Below are 16,195 nucleotides of genomic sequence, written 5' to 3' on the forward strand. Positions count from 1 at the left end.
CGCTTTTCCGCCGTCGCCGTTCGAGTCGTCGTTGTGGTTGTCGGACATTGATCTCACCTCCACTGACACCTCCGGCAGGAGACGCTATTGGAATTCGTCTGCTAACCCGGTTTGCGGACTCCCATCCCCTCCCGTTGGACGGTAACTAACCGGCTAACCTGCGAGACGGACCTGATGGAGTCGACAGCACCGGGCGGCGGTGGTTGCTGCGCACGTCCGACGTGCATCGGTCGGTCCCGACGGGTCGGAACCGCGGTCAGATTCTTGTGCGGTGACCGCGAACCGCCAGACGGTGACGATGTGTCCAAGACGAGTTCCGACGCGCTCGGCCGATCGAGGCCGTCGACTCGGGAGCAGGACCGGCAGACGCTCCGGTCGACGACAATTCGAGGGTGGCAATGAGCGGTGATCGAGAGCCGGCCGCGTCCCTCGCCGGCGACGGTGGTGAGGCGTTGACGGGGCTGTTCGCCCCGGGTCGCGTCGCCGTCGTCGGCGCCACTGACCGCGAGGGGTCGGTCGGCCGGGCGGTGACAGAGAACCTCTTGGCTGAGTTCGATGGTGAGGTCGTGCCGGTGAACCCGAGCCGCGACGAAGTACTGGGGCTGTCGTGCGTCGGAGCAGTCGCGGACGCCGACGCGGACATGGCGGTCGTCGCAGTCCCGCCGGGAGCCGTCATCGACGTCGTCCGCGAGTGCGGCGAATCGGGCGTCCGGAACGTCGTCGTGCTCACTGCGGGCTTCGGCGAAACGGGAGCCGAAGGCGCCGACCGCGAGCAGGAGCTCCGGTCGGTCGCCACCGAGTACGGGATCAACCTCGTCGGGCCGAACAGCCTCGGCGTGATGTCGAGCCCACGTGGGCTCAACGCCACGTTCGGGCCCGACGCCCCGCCCGCGGGCGGCGTTTCGTTCATGAGTCAGTCGGGGGCGTTCGTCACGGCGGTCGTCGACTGGGCGAAAGACGAGGGCATCGGGTTCAAAGACATCGTCTCGCTCGGTAATAAGGCAGTCCTCGACGAGACTGACTTCGTTCGCGCGTGGGGGGACGACCCCGACACGGACGTCGTCGTCGGCTACTTGGAGAGCATCGACGACGGTCGCGCGTTCGTCGACGCCGCCCGCGAGGCGACCGACGACACGCCCGTCACGGTCGTCAAGTCGGGCCGCACCGACGCCGGCGCACAAGCCGCCTCCAGCCACACCGGCGCCATCGCCGGCTCCGACCGTGCGTACGAGGCGGGGCTCGATGCCGCGGGTGTGCTTCGTGCGGAGTCGGTCCAGGAACTGTTCGATTCCGCCCGCGCACTCGCCGGCGGCAACGTTCCCGACTCCGACGGCGTCGCCGTCGTGACGAACGCCGGCGGGCCGGGCGTGATGGCGACCGACGCCGTCGGCGACGCCGAGCGGCTCCGGCTCGCGAGCTTCGGCGACAAGACGATCGACCGCCTCGGTGAGGCGCTGCCCGACGAGGCGAACGTGTACAATCCCGTCGACGTGATCGGTGACGCGAGCGTCGACCGCTTCCGAGAGGCGCTCGACATCGCGCTGCAGGACCCGGACGTCGGCTCCGTCGTCGTGATCACCGCGCCGACCGCGACGCTGGACTTCGGCGAACTGGGCGAGATGATCGCCGACGCCGCCGACGAGCACGGCGTCCCGATGGCCGCCTGCCTGATGGGGGGACAGCGACTCGCCGACGCCGGCGACGTGCTGCGCGAGCGCGGCGTTCCGTCGTACTTCGACCCGGCGCGCGCGGTCGGCGGCCTCGAGTCGCTCGCGGAGTACCGCGAGGTCCGGGGTCGCTCCTACCCCGAACCCGAGCCGATCGACGCCGATCGCGAGCGGGTCCGCGAGATCCTCTCGTCGGTGACCGAGCGGTCGGACAACCGCCTCGGCGTCGAGGCGATGGAGATCTTCGACGCCTACGGCATCCCGACCCCCGAGGGCGCCGTCGTCGACGACCCCGCAGAGGCTGCGCGGATCGCCGAGGGGATCGGCGAGGAGGTGGTTATGAAGATCGTCTCGCCGGACATCCTCCACAAGTCCGACATCGGCGGCGTCAAGGTCGGCGTCCCGGTCGAGGAGGTCGCCGACGCCTACGAGGACCTGGTGTCGCGGGCACGAAACTACCAGCCCGACGCGACGATCCTGGGCGTGCAGGTGCAGGAGATGATCGACCTGGACGGCGCCGTCGAGACGATCGTCGGCAGCCACACCGACCCGCAGTTCGGCCCGTTGGTCATGTTCGGGCTCGGCGGCGTGTTCGTCGAGATCATGGAGGACACGACCTTCCGGCTCGCGCCCGTCGGGCGCGACGAGGCCGCAGAGATGACCGAGGAGATCGATGCCGCGCCCCTGTTGCGGGGCGCCCGCGGTCGAGAAGCGGTCGACGTCGATTCGATCGTCGACGCCGTCAGGCGCGTCTCGCAGCTGGTCGCCGACTTCCCGAGCATCGTGGAACTGGACGTGAACCCACTGGTCGCGACGCCCGACGGGGTCCGGGCCGTCGACCTGCGACTCACTGTCGACCCCGAGGAGCTGGAGTCCCAGTCATGAACCCGTTACTCGTCACATCGACCGCTGAGAGCACCGGCAAGACGGCAGTCACCCTCGCGCTTGCGCGAATCTCCGCCGACCGCGGACGCGAGGTCGGCTACATGAAACCGAAGGGAACGCGCCTCCAGAGCGTCGTCGGCAAGACGCTCGACGAGGACCCCATGCTCGCGCGCGAACTGCTCGGCACCGACGCCGAGATGCACGAGATGGAGCCGATCGTCTACTCGCCCACGTTCATCGAAGGGGCCATCCGCGGCCGCGAGAACGCCGACGAACTCCGCGAGCGCATCGCGGAAGCGTACGACGACCTCGCCGAGGACGCCGACGCAATGTTCGTCGAGGGCGGCGGCAACGTCCGCACCGGCGGCGTCGTCGACCTCACCGACCCCGAGGTGGCCGAGGTCCTCGACGCCGACGTGCTGCTGGTCAGCGACTACGAGGAGCCCGGCGACGTGGATGACTTACTGGCGGCCGTCAACGACGTGGGCGACCGCCTCGCAGGCGTCCTGTTCAACCGCGTCGACGACGCCGTGTACGACGACGTCGACCAGGACGTGATCCCGTTTCTCAGGAACCGCGGTGTCGACACGATCGGCGCGCTTCCGCGGAGCCCGGAACTCGCCGGCGTGACGGTGTCCGCGCTCGCGGACGAACTCGGCGCGGAAGTGCTCGTCGAGGGCGACTCCGATGCGCTCGTCCAGCGGTTCACCGTCGGCGCGATGGGCGCCGAAGAGGCGCTGCGTCACTTCCGGCGCGCCCGCGACGCCGCGGTTATCACCGGCGGCGACCGGAGCGACATCGCCACGGCCGCCGTCGAGGCCAACAGCGTCCGGTGTCTCGTCCTCACCGGCGGGCATCGGCCCTCTGGATCCGTGCTCGGGAAGGCGAAGGAGGCCGGTTTGCCGGTCTTGTCAGTGGCTGGTGATACACTCACCACCGTCGACCGCGCGGAAGACGTGGTTCGGAGCGGTCGGACCCGCGACGGGCGGACGGTCGAAGTGATGCGCGAATTGCTGGAGACGCATGCGGATGTCGATGCGGTCCTCGGGACGGACGACTGAGCCGGGCGGAACCTGCGGTTCGCGCGCGCGGACATCTGACCGGGGGACTCACCCGGCACCGAAGGAACGCGTTCGACCGCTTCCGTCGACCCCGTCCGTGAGTCCGACCCTACTCGACGACCAGTTGCGGCTCGCCGCGCTCGGTAATCGACCCTGCGCCGGTCCGCGTGACCACCACCCGTCCGTTGCTCCCGACGAAGACCTCACAGCCCGCCCAGGTGAACTCCACCTCGATGGCCGTCGGGTGCGCCCCCGCCTCGGCGCTCTCACAGAGCCGTTCGAGCGCGTCTGCGTCGACAGCGTCGTACAGCGGCGGCTCAAGTTCTGTCGGGGCGACGCCTCGGGCGTCGGCCACGGCGAAGATGACGGTTTCACTGACGGACTGTTCCTCGGTCGTACGGACGACAGTGCCTGCCTCGTATTCCATGACTACCCCGACGGAGTGGACGGTAAAAGAGCGTCTAGCTAGGTGTATAGCCCCGTGCGGTCGTGGCGGGTACGTGTATTCACGTAGGGGAGACGTGCTCGCGTATTGTCACTCGACCGAGGCGGAGCCACCGTCGAGGAGCATGGTGAGGAGTTTGCGCTGAGACGCGCGGAGATGGCGATTGACCGTCGGCTGTGAGACGTCCAGCGAGTCGGCGACTTCCTGTCCAGTGCTCTCGCGGGGCCACTCGAAGAACCCCCGGAGAAATGCGACGCGCAGCACCTCGAGTTGTCGCTCCGTCAGGCGCTTCTCGAACGCACCGCGCAGTTCGGTCGGGGTCCGCGCGGGTCGGTCCCGGTCCGTCTTCGACACCAGTTCGGCGTCGTCGAAGCGCGACCGGACGAATTCCACGAATCCTCCGGGGTCTGCCTCGTCAGGAATCTCCACCTCGACGCGGATCTCCTCGGCAGTGACCCGGACCGAGCGGACCTTCGCGCCGCGCTCGACGATAGGGGACAGGGCGGTTGGCCCTTGCACGACCGCTTCGAAGAGCGTGCTGTCCTCGCGATGGGCGACGAGTTCCACTTGATCGACGGCAACGGACCCCTCGAACGCCGCTTGGAACTCGTCGGGGTCTACCGACCGAGCGAGGACGTACAGCCGCGTCGTGCCGCCCGTCTCCGGCACGACTCCCTCGACCTCGATCGGCCCGCCCGCTTCCCGGGAGAATCGCTGGAGGACGTCGTTTTCACCGTCGAGGCGAAAGCCAAGTTCGGTCCTGGTGTCCGCCAGGAGCGCGCGCTTCGTCGTCACCGCCTCGATCGCGTTCGCGATCGTTTCGCCGAGCTCTGAGAACACGGACTCCATCCCCTCGAACGCACCAGCATCGGTCCCGTAGACGGTAAGGACGCCGTGGGTGATATCATCGTGCTCGAGCGGGACGGCGAGGACGGACCGGTACTCACGCGAGAGAGCCGCCTTGCGCCACCGCTCGCCTCCGAGGTCGCTCCCTACGTCCGACACGGTCGTTAACTCTCCGTCCATCGCCGCGCGAGCGGACGGCTCTACGGGCCCGTCGAGCGACAGGTCGAGATCGTCGAGGTACTGGGCTCCATCTCCGGACCATCCTCGCGGACGCACCACGTCGTCGTTCGGGTCGGACTCGCCGACCCAGGCGAACGCGATCCGGTCGGCGTCGACGAGGCGGTCGCAGACCGCACTGTCGATCTCGTCGGTCGACTCGGCCTCGACGAGGGCTTGGTCGATCTCTCTGATGATCGCGTTCACTCTGTCGAGGCGGCGCAGCTGCCTGTTCTGTCGTTCGAGCCGCCTATCCCGGTCGCGAATGGTCTCCTCTCGGTCGAGCCGAGACAGCGCTTCCTCCGCGCTGGCGGCCAGGAGGCCAACGAGCGTCTCTCGTTCCTCGTCGATGGCGCGAGGGTCTGCGGTGGCAACCACGAACACGCCGTGGTCGCCCAGCGGAACGCACAGTCCGCTGTCGATCGGCAGGTCGGCCCCCGATCCCACGCCGTGGCCCCCATCTCCGCCGCCGTCGCAGTCGATCAGCGCCTCTTGGTCGTCGATGAACACGCGCCACGGGACGCCACCGGCGTCCGGCTCAACCGTGGGCCAGTCGTGCGTGACAGCGAGATCCCCTGCCGAGGAGGCGCTGGGCCGGAGGACGTTCTCTGCCGGGTCGAACAGGTAGATTGCGGCGCCGTCCAGTTCGATGACGTCAGTCGCGGTCTCTGCGATGAGTTCGGCGACCTTCGACTCCGTGTCCGCTGTCAGCAGCTCCCGCGTCGAGTTGTGCAACGCGGTGAGCGTTTCCTCGTAGCGCTTCCGGTCTGAGATGTCGCGAACGACGCCCAGCTGTCCGTACCGGCCGTCAGCGAAGGGGTACAACGAGAACTTCGTCTCGATGGGAATGGTACCGCCGTCCTTCGTCGCGATCGACGAGACGATCGTCCGCGTCTCGTCACCGGTCTCCAGCAGTTCCGCGCTCAACTCAGCCGCCTTCTGCAACAGGTCCTCAGTGGCAAGCAGCGATGCGTGCGATCCGATCAGCTCCTCTCGCGAGAACCCCGTCATCGAGACGACGGCCTCGTTGACGTTCACGACGGTGAAGTTTTCGTCGAGAACGTAGATCCCGTCGTCGGTCGTCTCGACGATCCGCTCGTACTTTTCCAGTTCACGTTTGCGTTCGCGGCGTCGGGAGACATCGCGCACGGTCCCGACGAGGAACTCGTCGCCCCGGCGTTCGAGTGCGGTCAGCGAGACCGAGAGCCACCGGCGTTCGGCGTCGCCGTCGATCACCGGCACGTCGAACGTATTTCCGTCGAGCGCCTCGGCGGTGCCCCAACTGAAGAAGTCGACGAGCCGTCGGTACTTCGGGAACGCCTCCGGAACGTACGTCGACAGCGATTCCCCGACGACGTCGGCCGCCGAATCACCCACGAGGCGCTCCACGTCCGGGCTGGCGTAAGCGACGGTCCCCTCCTCGTCGACCAGGACGACGGTGTCGTCGATAGCCTCCACGATCGTTCGGAAGAACGGTTCGTCGGCGTTTCGGACGCGACTCCAGTCAGGGGAATCCCCGTTTTCGCTTCGGCCGGCGAAATCGCCGTCAGTCATTACGTGAACCGATTCGGGTCGGTTCAAAAACGTATTCTCGCGTTGGTGCCCGCTTGGTTACCGAGATGCGTCCGTCACTTGTACCCCTCGCTGGCCATGTGGTGGTTCATCACCGTCTCCATCCCGTTGACGAGCGCGCCGAGGTCGACGCTCTCGGCTTCAAGATCGCGATTCTCGACGTGTCGGCGGAGCCGCTCCCACTCGGAGAGGAACCGCTCTTCGATCCGGTAGGCTCTGATCCGGTCGGTGACCGACGCGTCGTCGCCTCCGGCCGCTTCTAATTCCTCCAGCGTGATGAGGTCGTTCTGGAGCGCATACACCACGATCCCGGCCGTGTAGTCTCCCTCGTTGATCTCGCGCTCCCACGTGGTGAGCCAATTACCGATGCGGGCCATCTTCTGGAGGTCCCACAGCTGTTCGCGAACCACACCTAAGTCCGCCGACTCGAACGACGGCGAGTACATGAGGTCGAGGTCCGCGTACGGGAACATCACCATGTTGTGCGAGTCGTAGTGCTGGGCCCCGTTGAGATTCGCCATCGAAACGTTGTCGTTGAGGATCCGGGAGTAGTCCATCGCGTTGAGCGACTGGCGGAGGTCGTACCGGAACACGTCTTCGAACTCTTCGAATCGAGGCGCCTCGGCGATCATCCCTTCGAACTCGTTCCAGAGTTGGCGGGCGAACGCGACGGCCTCCGCGTCCGCGTCACGACACGGCTCAGCCGTCGACTCGTCGGCCCAGACGATAGAGCGGTAAATCTGTTCAAAAGCGCGCGAGTCCTCGTTACACTCGGCGAGGTCGTCAAGGAAGGTGATAAACACGGTAAATATCGTCTTACGTGTGCGCACCTCGCTCGCGTGGCGCTGCGGAACCGACGACAGCGTGAAGGACGGAAGCAGGCGGTAAATCCACTTCCAGACGAACCGGTCGCGCTCGCCCCCGGCCGCCTCGTACGCCTCCACGACGTCGAGGACGCGTTCCGGGAGCGTGACCGCTGCGATAGACTCAGCATACTGCCGGCCTGATGAGGGCGCGGACAACATCGGTCGCGAGGACATTATCGCACCCCACTCGGTCGCAAGACGCGTTCGACGCTCGCCGTTCGGCCGGTTCGTCTGTCGTCAGTCCTCGATGTGACTCGCTGGAGTGTGGCCGCGAATCCGAAGCCGTGCTGGCTCACTCTCCTCGAACTAGCTCCCCCTTCTCCAACCGTTATTAGCCCCATACCTCCGAAAGGAGACCTTACCAGAATGAATGTTTCTCCGGATTTACGACGAGTAGTTACCAGCTGGACACAGAATATCACTCGACGGTTCAGGAGGAATATGGGCGATCGATCCCGATATACAGTACCCCTACCCGGGTATAATCAAGTCTTACTTGGGTACTGTGGGGGGTGTCATCGGGTCGGCCCACGTCACTCGCGTCCTCACCACCTCCAGCCGCTGAGATTCGCGACCCTCCGGACGACCGGTCGCGTCGGAACGCGCGCTCCTCTGGACCGACCGTACGGCGCTCGGACATCCCCGACTCGGTGGAAAGTCAGGGTCGGCTATCACGGTGTGCCAATCGAACGGTCAAAAACTGTGAAAGGGGACGTCGTCAGCCGAGCAGGTACCGCATCCACGGGTACCGCTCGATGAGTGTCTCTCCGCCGAGGTCGTACCCCTCGATGTACTGGTCGATGCCGATGATCCGTCCGGCGCCGAACGCGGCGACCGAGAGGAACACGAGCATGTACGCGAAGTCGCCGTTGATGTACCCGTGGGAGATGTCCCAGTTGCCGAGGTAGAACAACAGCATCATGAACGCGCCAAAGAACGCCGCCAGCCGGGTGAATCCGCCGACGATCACGCCGAGCCCGATGAGCACCTCTCCCCACGGCACGGCCACGTTGACGAAGTCGACGAACCAGCCCGTACTCCCCATCGTAACGAATAGATCGGCGACGGGGCTCCCGTTCGCAGGCGGCGCGTTCTGGAGGTAGCCAGCGGCGCTGAAGCTGCCCGATAGCACCTTGTCGAGGCCGCTCTGGAAGAACGCCAGCCCGATCATCAGTCTGAGCGCGAGGATGAACCAAACGCTCAGCGTATGCAGTTTGCCTTCGGCGGTGAAGCCGCCGATCGTACTTCGGAGTGTGATCTCTTGCGTTGACATCGCATTTCCGGTATCGACAACATTATTTAAACCTTTTTGCCGGGTCCGTTTCGATCCCGACGAGGACACGTGTCCGATGCCGAGTCACTGACCGAGAGAACGGCTTTGAAGCCGCCGATTCTGTACGGTCTCCCGCACGCGAGGGCCACTGGACGACCGGCGGGCGGTGGCCGGAGACGGATACGGTTCCCAACCCGCTGGACCCGGGGGTGAAGTTCTTCGCGTCCCGCTGCGATCGGGGTGTATGGACCACGACATTACGTCCCGTCCGTCGTTCGCCCTGCTGACCGTCTCGCTTGACAGCGGGGAGGCGGTCCGCGCGGAGTCGGGCGCGATGGTGAGCCACGACCGCGGTGTCGACATTGAGACCAACGCGACCGGCGGCTTCCTGAAATCGGTTCGGCGCGCGTTTGGCGGCGAGAGCTTCTTCCAGAACACCTTCACCGCGACGGAAGCCGGCGACGTGCAGTTCGCGCCGCCGCTTCCGGGCGACATCGACCACTTCGAACTGCGCGGGGAGACGGTGTATGTGCAGTCCGGGTCGTACCTCGCGGGCGGCGCAGCGCTCGACGTCGACACGGATTTCGGCGGCGCTCGGACGTTCTTCGGCGGCGAGGGGTTGTTTCTCCTGCGCGTCTCTGGCGACGGTCCGCTGTTCGTGTCGAGCTACGGCGCCATCGAAGCGGTCGATCTCGACGACCGGGACTCCTTCATCGTCGACACGGGCCACGTCGTCGCCTTCGAGGAGACGGCCGAGTTCACGGTTCGCCGCGTCGGCGGGTTACGGTCGACGCTCGCGAGCGGCGAAGGGCTCGTGTGCGAGTTCACCGGATCGGGGACCGTCTGGCTCCAGTCCCGCAGCCAGGACGCGTTCCTCTCGTGGCTCCTGCCGAAGCTCCCGACGCGGTCGTCTTCGGCCTGACGGGCGGTGACTCGCGTTTGGGAGGACACTTGACGCGTCACAGGACCGTGGGAACCCCCGCCCGAGCTAACCACTGCGGGACGCGAAGCCGTCGACATGCGACTGATTCGGACGCTCGTGTCCGTTGACGCCGTCAGCGACGTGGAAGCGGTTCTCGACGGGTATGACATCGACCACGTCGTCGTCAGCGAAGCGAGCGACCGCAAGGCGAGCGTGCTCGTGGAGTTCCCCGTCCCCCCGCAAGCCGTCGAGACCGTGCTCGACGAACTCCGTGAGATCGAGGCCAGCGAGGACGCGTACACGGTCGTCACCAGCGCGGAATCGGTGTTCGCACCCCACGTTGACGAGCTGGAGGCGCGGTTCGTCACGGGCACGGAGGAAGACGACGCGATCGCCACCGAAGAAGTACGCGCGACCGCGCTGGACTTGACACCGAGTCCGGCGACGTACTACTCGATGACGGCCCTGAGCGCGCTCGTCGCGACGGCGGGACTGCTGCTCGACTCTCCGGCGGTCGTCGTCGGGTCGATGGTCATCGCGCCGTTTGTGGGCTCTGCACTCACCGCCAGCGTAGGAACCGTCCTCGACGAGCGCGACATGCTGTGGGAAGGGCTGAAAACGCAACTGCTCGGACTCGTGCTCGCGATCGCAGCGGCGACCGCCTTCAGCGCCGGGCTGCGATACGCGACGGTGATTCCGCCGGCGTTGGACGTGACGACAACCCAGCAGATCGCCAGCCGGATCTCTCCCGGCCTGCTCTCGCTCGTTGTCGGGGCCTGCGCGGGCGCCGCCGGCGCGTTCGGTCTCGCCACGGGGGTGTCGGTCGCGCTCGTCGGGGTGATGGTTGCCGCCGCGTTGGTGCCCGCGGCCGCCGCCGTCGGCATCGGCATCGCGTGGAACGTCCCCGGCGTCGCGCTGGGCGCGTTTCTGCTGCTCGTGTTGAACGTCGTCGCGATCCACCTGTCGGCGGCGGCGGTGCTGTGGTACCTCGGCTACCGCCCCGACCGGTCGACCGCAGGCGGCGACACCGCCGTCGGTAGCACTCCTCGATACGCCTCGGCGGCGATACTCGGCGTCGTTCTCGCCGCGACGCTCTTGGCCAGCGGCGGGCTCGTGGGCGCGCAGATCGGCTTCGAGCGCCAGGCCAACGACGCCGCCGGCGACGCGCTCGACGCCGAGGCGTACGCCGACCTGGAACTCGTCTCAGTCTCGTCGGCGTTCCGGCTTCGCGGCCCGATAGCGAGCGGCGACGTACAGCGGGTGACGGTCGTCGTCGCGCGGCCCGCAGACCAACCGTATCCGGCGTTGAGTCGGACGATCGCCGACCGACTCGAACGCGATACCGACAGAGAGGTGGCGGTCACCGTCGAGTTTGTCGAACGCCAGACGACCACGCCCGAACCGTCGACGGCGGTCGACTCGGCGGGGTCGGGGTGACGCCCAGTATTAACACGATCGCCGCAGAACGGTCACCGATGAGCGACGATCCGGAGGCCGGCGACCACTTCGCCGCCCTCTACCGGCTCGCGAGCGCCGACGGGATTCGCCTCGGCGAGAAGATCAATCGAGCGATCGCCGTGGGATGTGAGCGCCTCAGCGTCCCCAACGGCGTGCTCTCGTACACCGCCGACGGCGAGTACGAGGTGATCGAGTCGACGATCGAGGACGGCGTGTACGCGCCCGGCGGTCGAAGCGACCTCTCAAAGACGTGGTGTCGCCACGTGATCGCGACCCAAGAACTGCACTCGTTCGCCGACGTCGAAGAGACGGAGTACGCCGACGACGTGGCGCGCGACGCGACCGGGCTCTCCTGTTACATCGGCGCGCCCGTCGTCGTCGACAACGAGCCGTACGGGACACTGTGTTTCTCGGGTGCGTCCCCGCGGGAGGCCGAGTTCACTGAGACCGAGCGGGGCTTCGTTCGGCTTCTCGCGCAGTGGGTGTCGTACGAACTCGAACGCGACCGCCACCACCGCGAACTGCGCGAGCAGAACGAACGCCTCGACGAGTTCGTCGGCATCGTCGCACACGACCTTCGCAACCCTCTCGGGACGGTGCAGGGATACACCGATCTGGCGCTGTCGGGGGCGGAGGGACCCCAGGCCGACCACCTGCGACGGATCGAGCGGGCGGCCGACCGGATGGAACGGCTCGTCGACGACCTCCTGCGGCTCGCCCGGGACGGCGGCGACGTCGGCGAACGGACCGCCGTCGAGGTGGCCGCGGTCGCCCGCGACGCGTGGTCGTTCTTCGAGGACGGCGAGGCGACCTTGGCGATCGACAGCGACGCGACCGTGTACGCGAACCGCTCGCGCCTCCAACAGCTGTTCGAGAACCTCTTCAGAAACGCCGTCGAACACTGTGGCCCGACGGTGACGGTCACCGTCCGGGACACGGACGACGGGTTCGCCGTGGAAGATGACGGCCCCGGCCTGCCCAAAGAAATCGAGGCGACGCTGTTCACTTCGTCGTTCGATCGAGACGCCGGACTAGGTCTCGGTCTCCTGATCGTCGAGCGCGTCGTCAGCGGTCACGAGTGGGACGCGTCAGTCCACAGCGACGACGAGGGAACGACGTTCGTGTTCGAGGGGGTCGAGCGCGCCAGGCACGCCCGCGCGGCCGCCGGCGGGGGCGACGAACGAATCACCGGGCGGCCGGACAGCGGCGGCGGTCCGAGTTAGAACGGATCGGAGAGGTACTCGTCCGGGATCGCGTTGCGTGCAGTGACCAGCGGATCGACGACCTGGCTGATCTCCAGACCACCGACGAGACTGCTGAACAGATACGCGTCAGTGGCGGAGTAGCCGTGTTCGTGACGCAGGAGGTCGATGATGTCCTCGTTCGCCATCGCGACCGCCGATTCGAGCGTCTCGGCGCTGGCGATCGTCTTCCACGCCGAGCCCGTGTGAACGAGCGGTCGCTCCAGCGACACCGGTGGATCCGACACCACCGAGACAGTCACGTCGACATCGGTGCCAATCTCGGCGCCGGTACCGCACATTTCGCCGTCGGCCATCGCCGCCTTCGAGTCGCCCATCGCCAGCAGTCCGCCCTCTTGGAACACCGGGAAGTACGCGGTCGTGCCGGTCGTCATGTCGGTGGTGTCGAGGTTCCCGCCGTGATCGTGCGGCGTCAGCGTCGAGACCGGTTCATCGGCCGTCGCGACGCCGATCGTTCCGATGACGGGGTCGATCGGAACCGTCTGCTCGCCGAACGACAGCGACTCCCCGTCGTCGCTCACCTCGGTGATTCGGGTCGCGGGGTGGTCGATGTCCTCGCGGTCCTGCAGGAGGCCGAACCCCGGCGCGGTGACGACGCGGCCGCGGTCCTCGTTCACTCGGACGTCTTCGATCTCGACCCGGAGGACGTCGCCCGGTTCGGCGCCCTCGACGGCCACCGGCCCGGTTGCAGCGTTGACCTCTTCCGGGATCGCCTCCAGCAGGTCGTCGTCGGTCTGTATGGCGCCGTTCAGGCTGTCGATCGTCTCGAACGTCAACCGCTCGCCGTCGTCGGCGGTGTAGACCGGCTCCATCTCGGGAGCGAACTCGTACACGTGTCCGTCGGTGTGTGACACCACAGTTCGTGTCATTTGTGAGCATACTGCGTCGGGTTTCGCAATAAACGGTCGGCCTCCGGCGGATCCCGCTGGATCGGCTCCTGACGACAACGGCACGGTCCGCGACCGCGGACGGGCAGCTTCGCCGACACACCGACGGTTAATACGTCGCGTCGGAGAGGGACCAGCATGAGCCACATACCCGAGCGGCGACTCGCGGCGTTCGTCGCCGAAACGGCATACGACGACCTCTCCGAGGAGGTCCCGGAGACGGTCACTCGCGCGGTCGTCGACACCGTCGGCGTCACCCTCGCGGGCGCCGTCGAGGGCGCGGGCGAGACGACCGGGAGGTCCGCGGGTATCGATCCAGACGACGCTGACGCGGCGACGCTGCTGGGAACCGCCGGCGCCGGCGACGCCGCGGCCACGGCGCTGCGCGTGGGCACCGCCGCTCACGCGCTCGATTACGACGACCTGTCGTGGGCACTCGACGGCCACCCCAGCGTGACGCTCGTCCCGCCGCTGTTCGCGCTCGCCGGTGAAACTGGCGCGTCGGGCCACGACCTGATCACCGCATTCGCCGTCGGCTTCGAGGTCGAGTGCGCGATCGCGGGGCCGATCAGTCCGGCCCACTACGAGGCCGGCTGGCACGCCACCGCGACGTTCGGCGCGTTCGGTGCCAGCGCCGCCGCGGCATCGCTGCTCGGGTTAGACGCAGAGGCGACAGAGCGGGCGCTGTCGATCGCCGCCTCGACGCCGGCGGGGACGAAGCGAAACTTCGGCTCGATGACGAAGCCGCTGCACGCGGGGTTGTGCTGTCGATCGGGCGTCACCGCGGCGACGCTGGCGCGCGATGGCCTCACTGCGACCCGGACCGCGGTCTCCGGCGAGCAGGGATTCTGGGACCTGTACGACCCTCGAACTGACGACAAATCCGACGGCAGTACGCACCGCGAGCGCTTCGCGTTCGATCCCGACGGCGACTGGGCCATCGAAACCGAGGGGATCCACGCGAAAGCGTACCCGTGCTGCTACTTCACCCACACCAGCATCGCGGCGACGGCGGATATCGTCGAGGACGGCGTTTCACCCGACGACATCGAGCGGATCGAGGTTCGCGCGGCCGGCGGCGCCGGCGACGCGCTCGCGTACTCCGACCCGGAGACCGGGCTGCAGGCGAAGTTCTCGATGGAGCACGCCGTCGCCTGCGCGGCCGTCCGCGACCGCGTCGATCTGTCGGCGTTCGAGACCGAGGCGCTCGCCGACCCCGCAGTCGACGCCGTCCGCGAGCGCGTCGACTTCTCCGTCGACGACTCGCTCCCGTACGACTCTCACGAGGCGACCGTGCGTATCGAGACCGTCGACGGGACAGTCGAGGAGCGACAGCGGACGGACCCGCCTGGCGTTCACACCGACCCGCTGTCTCCTGAGCGGCGTCGCGAGAAGTTCACAGAGTGCGCCGAGCGGGCGGTGTCCGCGGCGGAAGCCGAACGCCTGTATGAGCGGCTGTCGAACCTGCCGAAACTGGACGACGTGGCGGCGACAGTCGCTGGTGCGGAGTCGGTGAGGGACCTGCCGTAACCGGACGGTTTATCGCCTCGCTATCGGGACTCTTGATCACCAGAATGGTAGCTACCGACACGGTCCAGTTGACCGACCGGCAACGCGAAGTCCGCGACGCCGTCGGTGACATCTGCGACGAGTTCGACGCAGCGTACTGGCGTGAACACGACGCCGAGGGCCAGTACCCACACGAGTTCGTGAACGCCCTCGCCGAGGAGGGGTGGCTCGGCGTGCTCCTGCCCGAAGAGTACGGCGGGAAGGGGTACGGCACCGAGGAAGCGGTTGCGATGATGTACACGATCGCCCGCAGCGGCGCCGGCTTCAGCGGCGCCCAGACCGTCCACGCAGCGATCTACAACTCCGCGCCGCTCGTGAATTACGGCGGTGAAGAACTGAAGGCAGATCTACTCCCGCGCGTCGCCAGCGGCGATGCGTGGATCCAGTGTTTCAGCCTCACGGAGCCGAAGGCCGGTTCCGAGTCGACCGCCATCGAGACCGAGGCCGTTCGCGACGGCGACGAGTACGTGATCAACGGCGAGAAGCTGTGGACCTCCCGTATCGACGTGAGCGACTACCTCGTGCTCGCTGCGCGGACGACCCCGCGAGAGGCGGTCGACAAAAAGACCGAGGGCGTCTCGCTGTTCCTCGTCGACATCGAACGCGGACACGACGACGACAGCATCCACCTGGAGGAGATCGACAAGACCGCGAGCGGCGTCGTCAGCTCTTTCCGGGTCACCTACGACGATCTCCGCGTCCCTGCCGACCGACTGATCGGCGTTGAGGACGAGGGGTTCTATCAGGTGCTCGACGGGCTCAACGAGGAGCGCCTCGTCATCGCGGCCGAGACCGTCGGCCTCGGTGAACTCGCCGTCAAGAAGGGCGTCGACTACGCGAACGATCGCGAGGTGTTCGGCCGGGCGATCGGGCAGAACCAAGCGATTCAACACCCGCTCGCGGCCGGGCACGCCCGCCTCCAAGCGGCCAAGCAGTTCACGTTCGCAGCCGCCAAGCGGACCGGCGACGAGGACCGCAAGGCTATCGGCGCGTGGGCGAACACCGCGAAGTACCTCGCGGCGGAGGCCGCGTTCGAGGCAGCCGACGCCGCCGTACAGGCCCACGGCGGTCGTGGCGTCGACCGAGCGTACGACGTGGAGCGATACCTCCGGGAGGCGCGGCTCACCCGCCTCGTCCCCGTCACGCAGGAACTGGCGCTGAACTACCTCGGGGAGAACGTGCTGGAGCTCCCGCGGTCGTACTGACTGACCAACACGCTACCGCGCACACACAGACACCACAACAACTCACACTCACCATTCCACA

11 protein-coding genes and 2 pseudogenes are annotated in these 16,195 nt (G+C 67.1%); 8 read left to right on the forward strand and 5 right to left on the reverse strand.

All coding sequences use genetic code 11. The features are described 5' to 3' along the window. Positions 1-398: 398 nt before the first annotated feature. Both P0Y41_RS16720 and P0Y41_RS16725 read left to right on the forward strand, forming a co-directional pair. Positions 399-2,552: an acetate--CoA ligase family protein gene (locus P0Y41_RS16720; RefSeq protein ID WP_284063569.1), complete on the forward strand. Its 2,154-nt coding sequence runs from the start codon at positions 399-401 to the stop codon at positions 2,550-2,552. Then, positions 2,549-3,613 (forward strand): phosphotransacetylase family protein, encoded by a 1,065-nt coding sequence (locus tag P0Y41_RS16725; protein ID WP_284063570.1) that lies wholly within the window; start codon positions 2,549-2,551, stop codon positions 3,611-3,613. The genes P0Y41_RS16720 and P0Y41_RS16725 overlap by 4 nt, the downstream gene beginning before the upstream one ends. A 109-nt stretch (positions 3,614-3,722) precedes the next feature. Here P0Y41_RS16725 and P0Y41_RS16730 read toward each other — a convergent pair whose 3' ends face one another. The 4 genes from P0Y41_RS16730 to P0Y41_RS16745 form a co-directional block, all read right to left on the reverse strand. Beyond that, the gene (locus P0Y41_RS16730) at positions 3,723-4,040 is read right to left on the reverse strand and encodes a HalOD1 output domain-containing protein (protein ID WP_284063571.1); all 318 of its coding nucleotides are present in this window, start codon (positions 4,038-4,040) and stop codon (positions 3,723-3,725) included. A gap of 108 nt (positions 4,041-4,148) precedes the next feature. Further along, the gene (locus P0Y41_RS16735) at positions 4,149-6,674 is read right to left on the reverse strand and encodes a PAS domain S-box protein (protein ID WP_284063572.1); all 2,526 of its coding nucleotides are present in this window, start codon (positions 6,672-6,674) and stop codon (positions 4,149-4,151) included. Between the two features lie 74 nt (positions 6,675-6,748). Further along, complete coding sequence (locus P0Y41_RS16740; RefSeq protein ID WP_284063573.1) at positions 6,749-7,732, reverse strand: hypothetical protein; 984 nt, start codon at positions 7,730-7,732, stop codon at positions 6,749-6,751. A gap of 544 nt (positions 7,733-8,276) precedes the next feature. Next, complete coding sequence (locus P0Y41_RS16745; RefSeq protein WP_284063574.1) at positions 8,277-8,831, reverse strand: DoxX family protein; 555 nt, start codon at positions 8,829-8,831, stop codon at positions 8,277-8,279. A gap of 244 nt (positions 8,832-9,075) precedes the next feature. Here P0Y41_RS16745 and P0Y41_RS16750 point away from each other — a divergent pair, with 244 nt between their 5' ends. The 4 genes and pseudogenes from P0Y41_RS16750 to P0Y41_RS18095 form a co-directional block, all read left to right on the forward strand. Continuing rightward, positions 9,076-9,753: a TIGR00266 family protein gene (locus tag P0Y41_RS16750; protein WP_284063575.1), complete on the forward strand. Its 678-nt coding sequence runs from the start codon at positions 9,076-9,078 to the stop codon at positions 9,751-9,753. Positions 9,754-9,849: 96 nt separating this feature from the next. Beyond that, the gene (locus P0Y41_RS16755) at positions 9,850-11,190 is read left to right on the forward strand and encodes a TIGR00341 family protein (protein ID WP_284063576.1); all 1,341 of its coding nucleotides are present in this window, start codon (positions 9,850-9,852) and stop codon (positions 11,188-11,190) included. 38 nt (positions 11,191-11,228) lie between these two features. Further along, positions 11,229-11,873 (forward strand): annotated as a pseudogene (locus tag P0Y41_RS18090) (sensor histidine kinase); the annotation flags it as partial. Between the two features lie 195 nt (positions 11,874-12,068). Further along, positions 12,069-12,434 (forward strand): annotated as a pseudogene (locus P0Y41_RS18095) (sensor histidine kinase); the annotation flags it as partial. On the opposite strand, the gene P0Y41_RS16765 reads toward P0Y41_RS18095, so the two are convergent. Continuing rightward, positions 12,431-13,342 (reverse strand): acetamidase/formamidase family protein, encoded by a 912-nt coding sequence (locus P0Y41_RS16765; protein ID WP_284063578.1) that lies wholly within the window; start codon positions 13,340-13,342, stop codon positions 12,431-12,433. The pseudogene P0Y41_RS18095 and the gene P0Y41_RS16765 overlap by 4 nt on opposite strands. A 156-nt stretch (positions 13,343-13,498) precedes the next feature. Here P0Y41_RS16765 and P0Y41_RS16770 point away from each other — a divergent pair, with 156 nt between their 5' ends. Then, a complete protein-coding gene (locus P0Y41_RS16770; RefSeq protein WP_284063579.1) occupies positions 13,499-14,890 on the forward strand; it encodes an MmgE/PrpD family protein in 1,392 nt (463 codons plus the stop codon). A gap of 44 nt (positions 14,891-14,934) precedes the next feature. Continuing rightward, positions 14,935-16,134, forward strand: coding sequence for an acyl-CoA dehydrogenase family protein (locus tag P0Y41_RS16775; RefSeq protein WP_284063580.1), 1,200 nt, complete (start codon positions 14,935-14,937; stop codon positions 16,132-16,134). Positions 16,135-16,195 lie beyond the last annotated feature (61 nt).

The organism is Halobaculum halobium (assembly GCF_030127145.1).
Taxonomy (GTDB): domain Archaea; phylum Halobacteriota; class Halobacteria; order Halobacteriales; family Haloferacaceae; genus Halobaculum; species Halobaculum halobium.

What these genes read in the sequence shown, in the direction of transcription:
- P0Y41_RS16720 (WP_284063569.1), top strand. Translation starts at nt 399, where the DNA reads ATGAGCGGTGATCGAGAGCCGGCCGCGTCCCTCGCCGGCGACGGTGGT.
- P0Y41_RS16725 (WP_284063570.1), top strand. Translation starts at nt 2,549, where the DNA reads ATGAACCCGTTACTCGTCACATCGACCGCTGAGAGCACCGGCAAGACG.
- P0Y41_RS16730 (WP_284063571.1), bottom strand. Translation starts at nt 4,040, where the DNA reads ATGGAATACGAGGCAGGCACTGTCGTCCGTACGACCGAGGAACAGTCC.
- P0Y41_RS16735 (WP_284063572.1), bottom strand. Translation starts at nt 6,674, where the DNA reads ATGACTGACGGCGATTTCGCCGGCCGAAGCGAAAACGGGGATTCCCCT.
- P0Y41_RS16740 (WP_284063573.1), bottom strand. Translation starts at nt 7,732, where the DNA reads ATGTCCTCGCGACCGATGTTGTCCGCGCCCTCATCAGGCCGGCAGTAT.
- P0Y41_RS16745 (WP_284063574.1), bottom strand. Translation starts at nt 8,831, where the DNA reads ATGTCAACGCAAGAGATCACACTCCGAAGTACGATCGGCGGCTTCACC.
- P0Y41_RS16750 (WP_284063575.1), top strand. Translation starts at nt 9,076, where the DNA reads ATGGACCACGACATTACGTCCCGTCCGTCGTTCGCCCTGCTGACCGTC.
- P0Y41_RS16755 (WP_284063576.1), top strand. Translation starts at nt 9,850, where the DNA reads ATGCGACTGATTCGGACGCTCGTGTCCGTTGACGCCGTCAGCGACGTG.
- P0Y41_RS16765 (WP_284063578.1), bottom strand. Translation starts at nt 13,342, where the DNA reads ATGACACGAACTGTGGTGTCACACACCGACGGACACGTGTACGAGTTC.
- P0Y41_RS16770 (WP_284063579.1), top strand. Translation starts at nt 13,499, where the DNA reads ATGAGCCACATACCCGAGCGGCGACTCGCGGCGTTCGTCGCCGAAACG.
- P0Y41_RS16775 (WP_284063580.1), top strand. Translation starts at nt 14,935, where the DNA reads ATGGTAGCTACCGACACGGTCCAGTTGACCGACCGGCAACGCGAAGTC.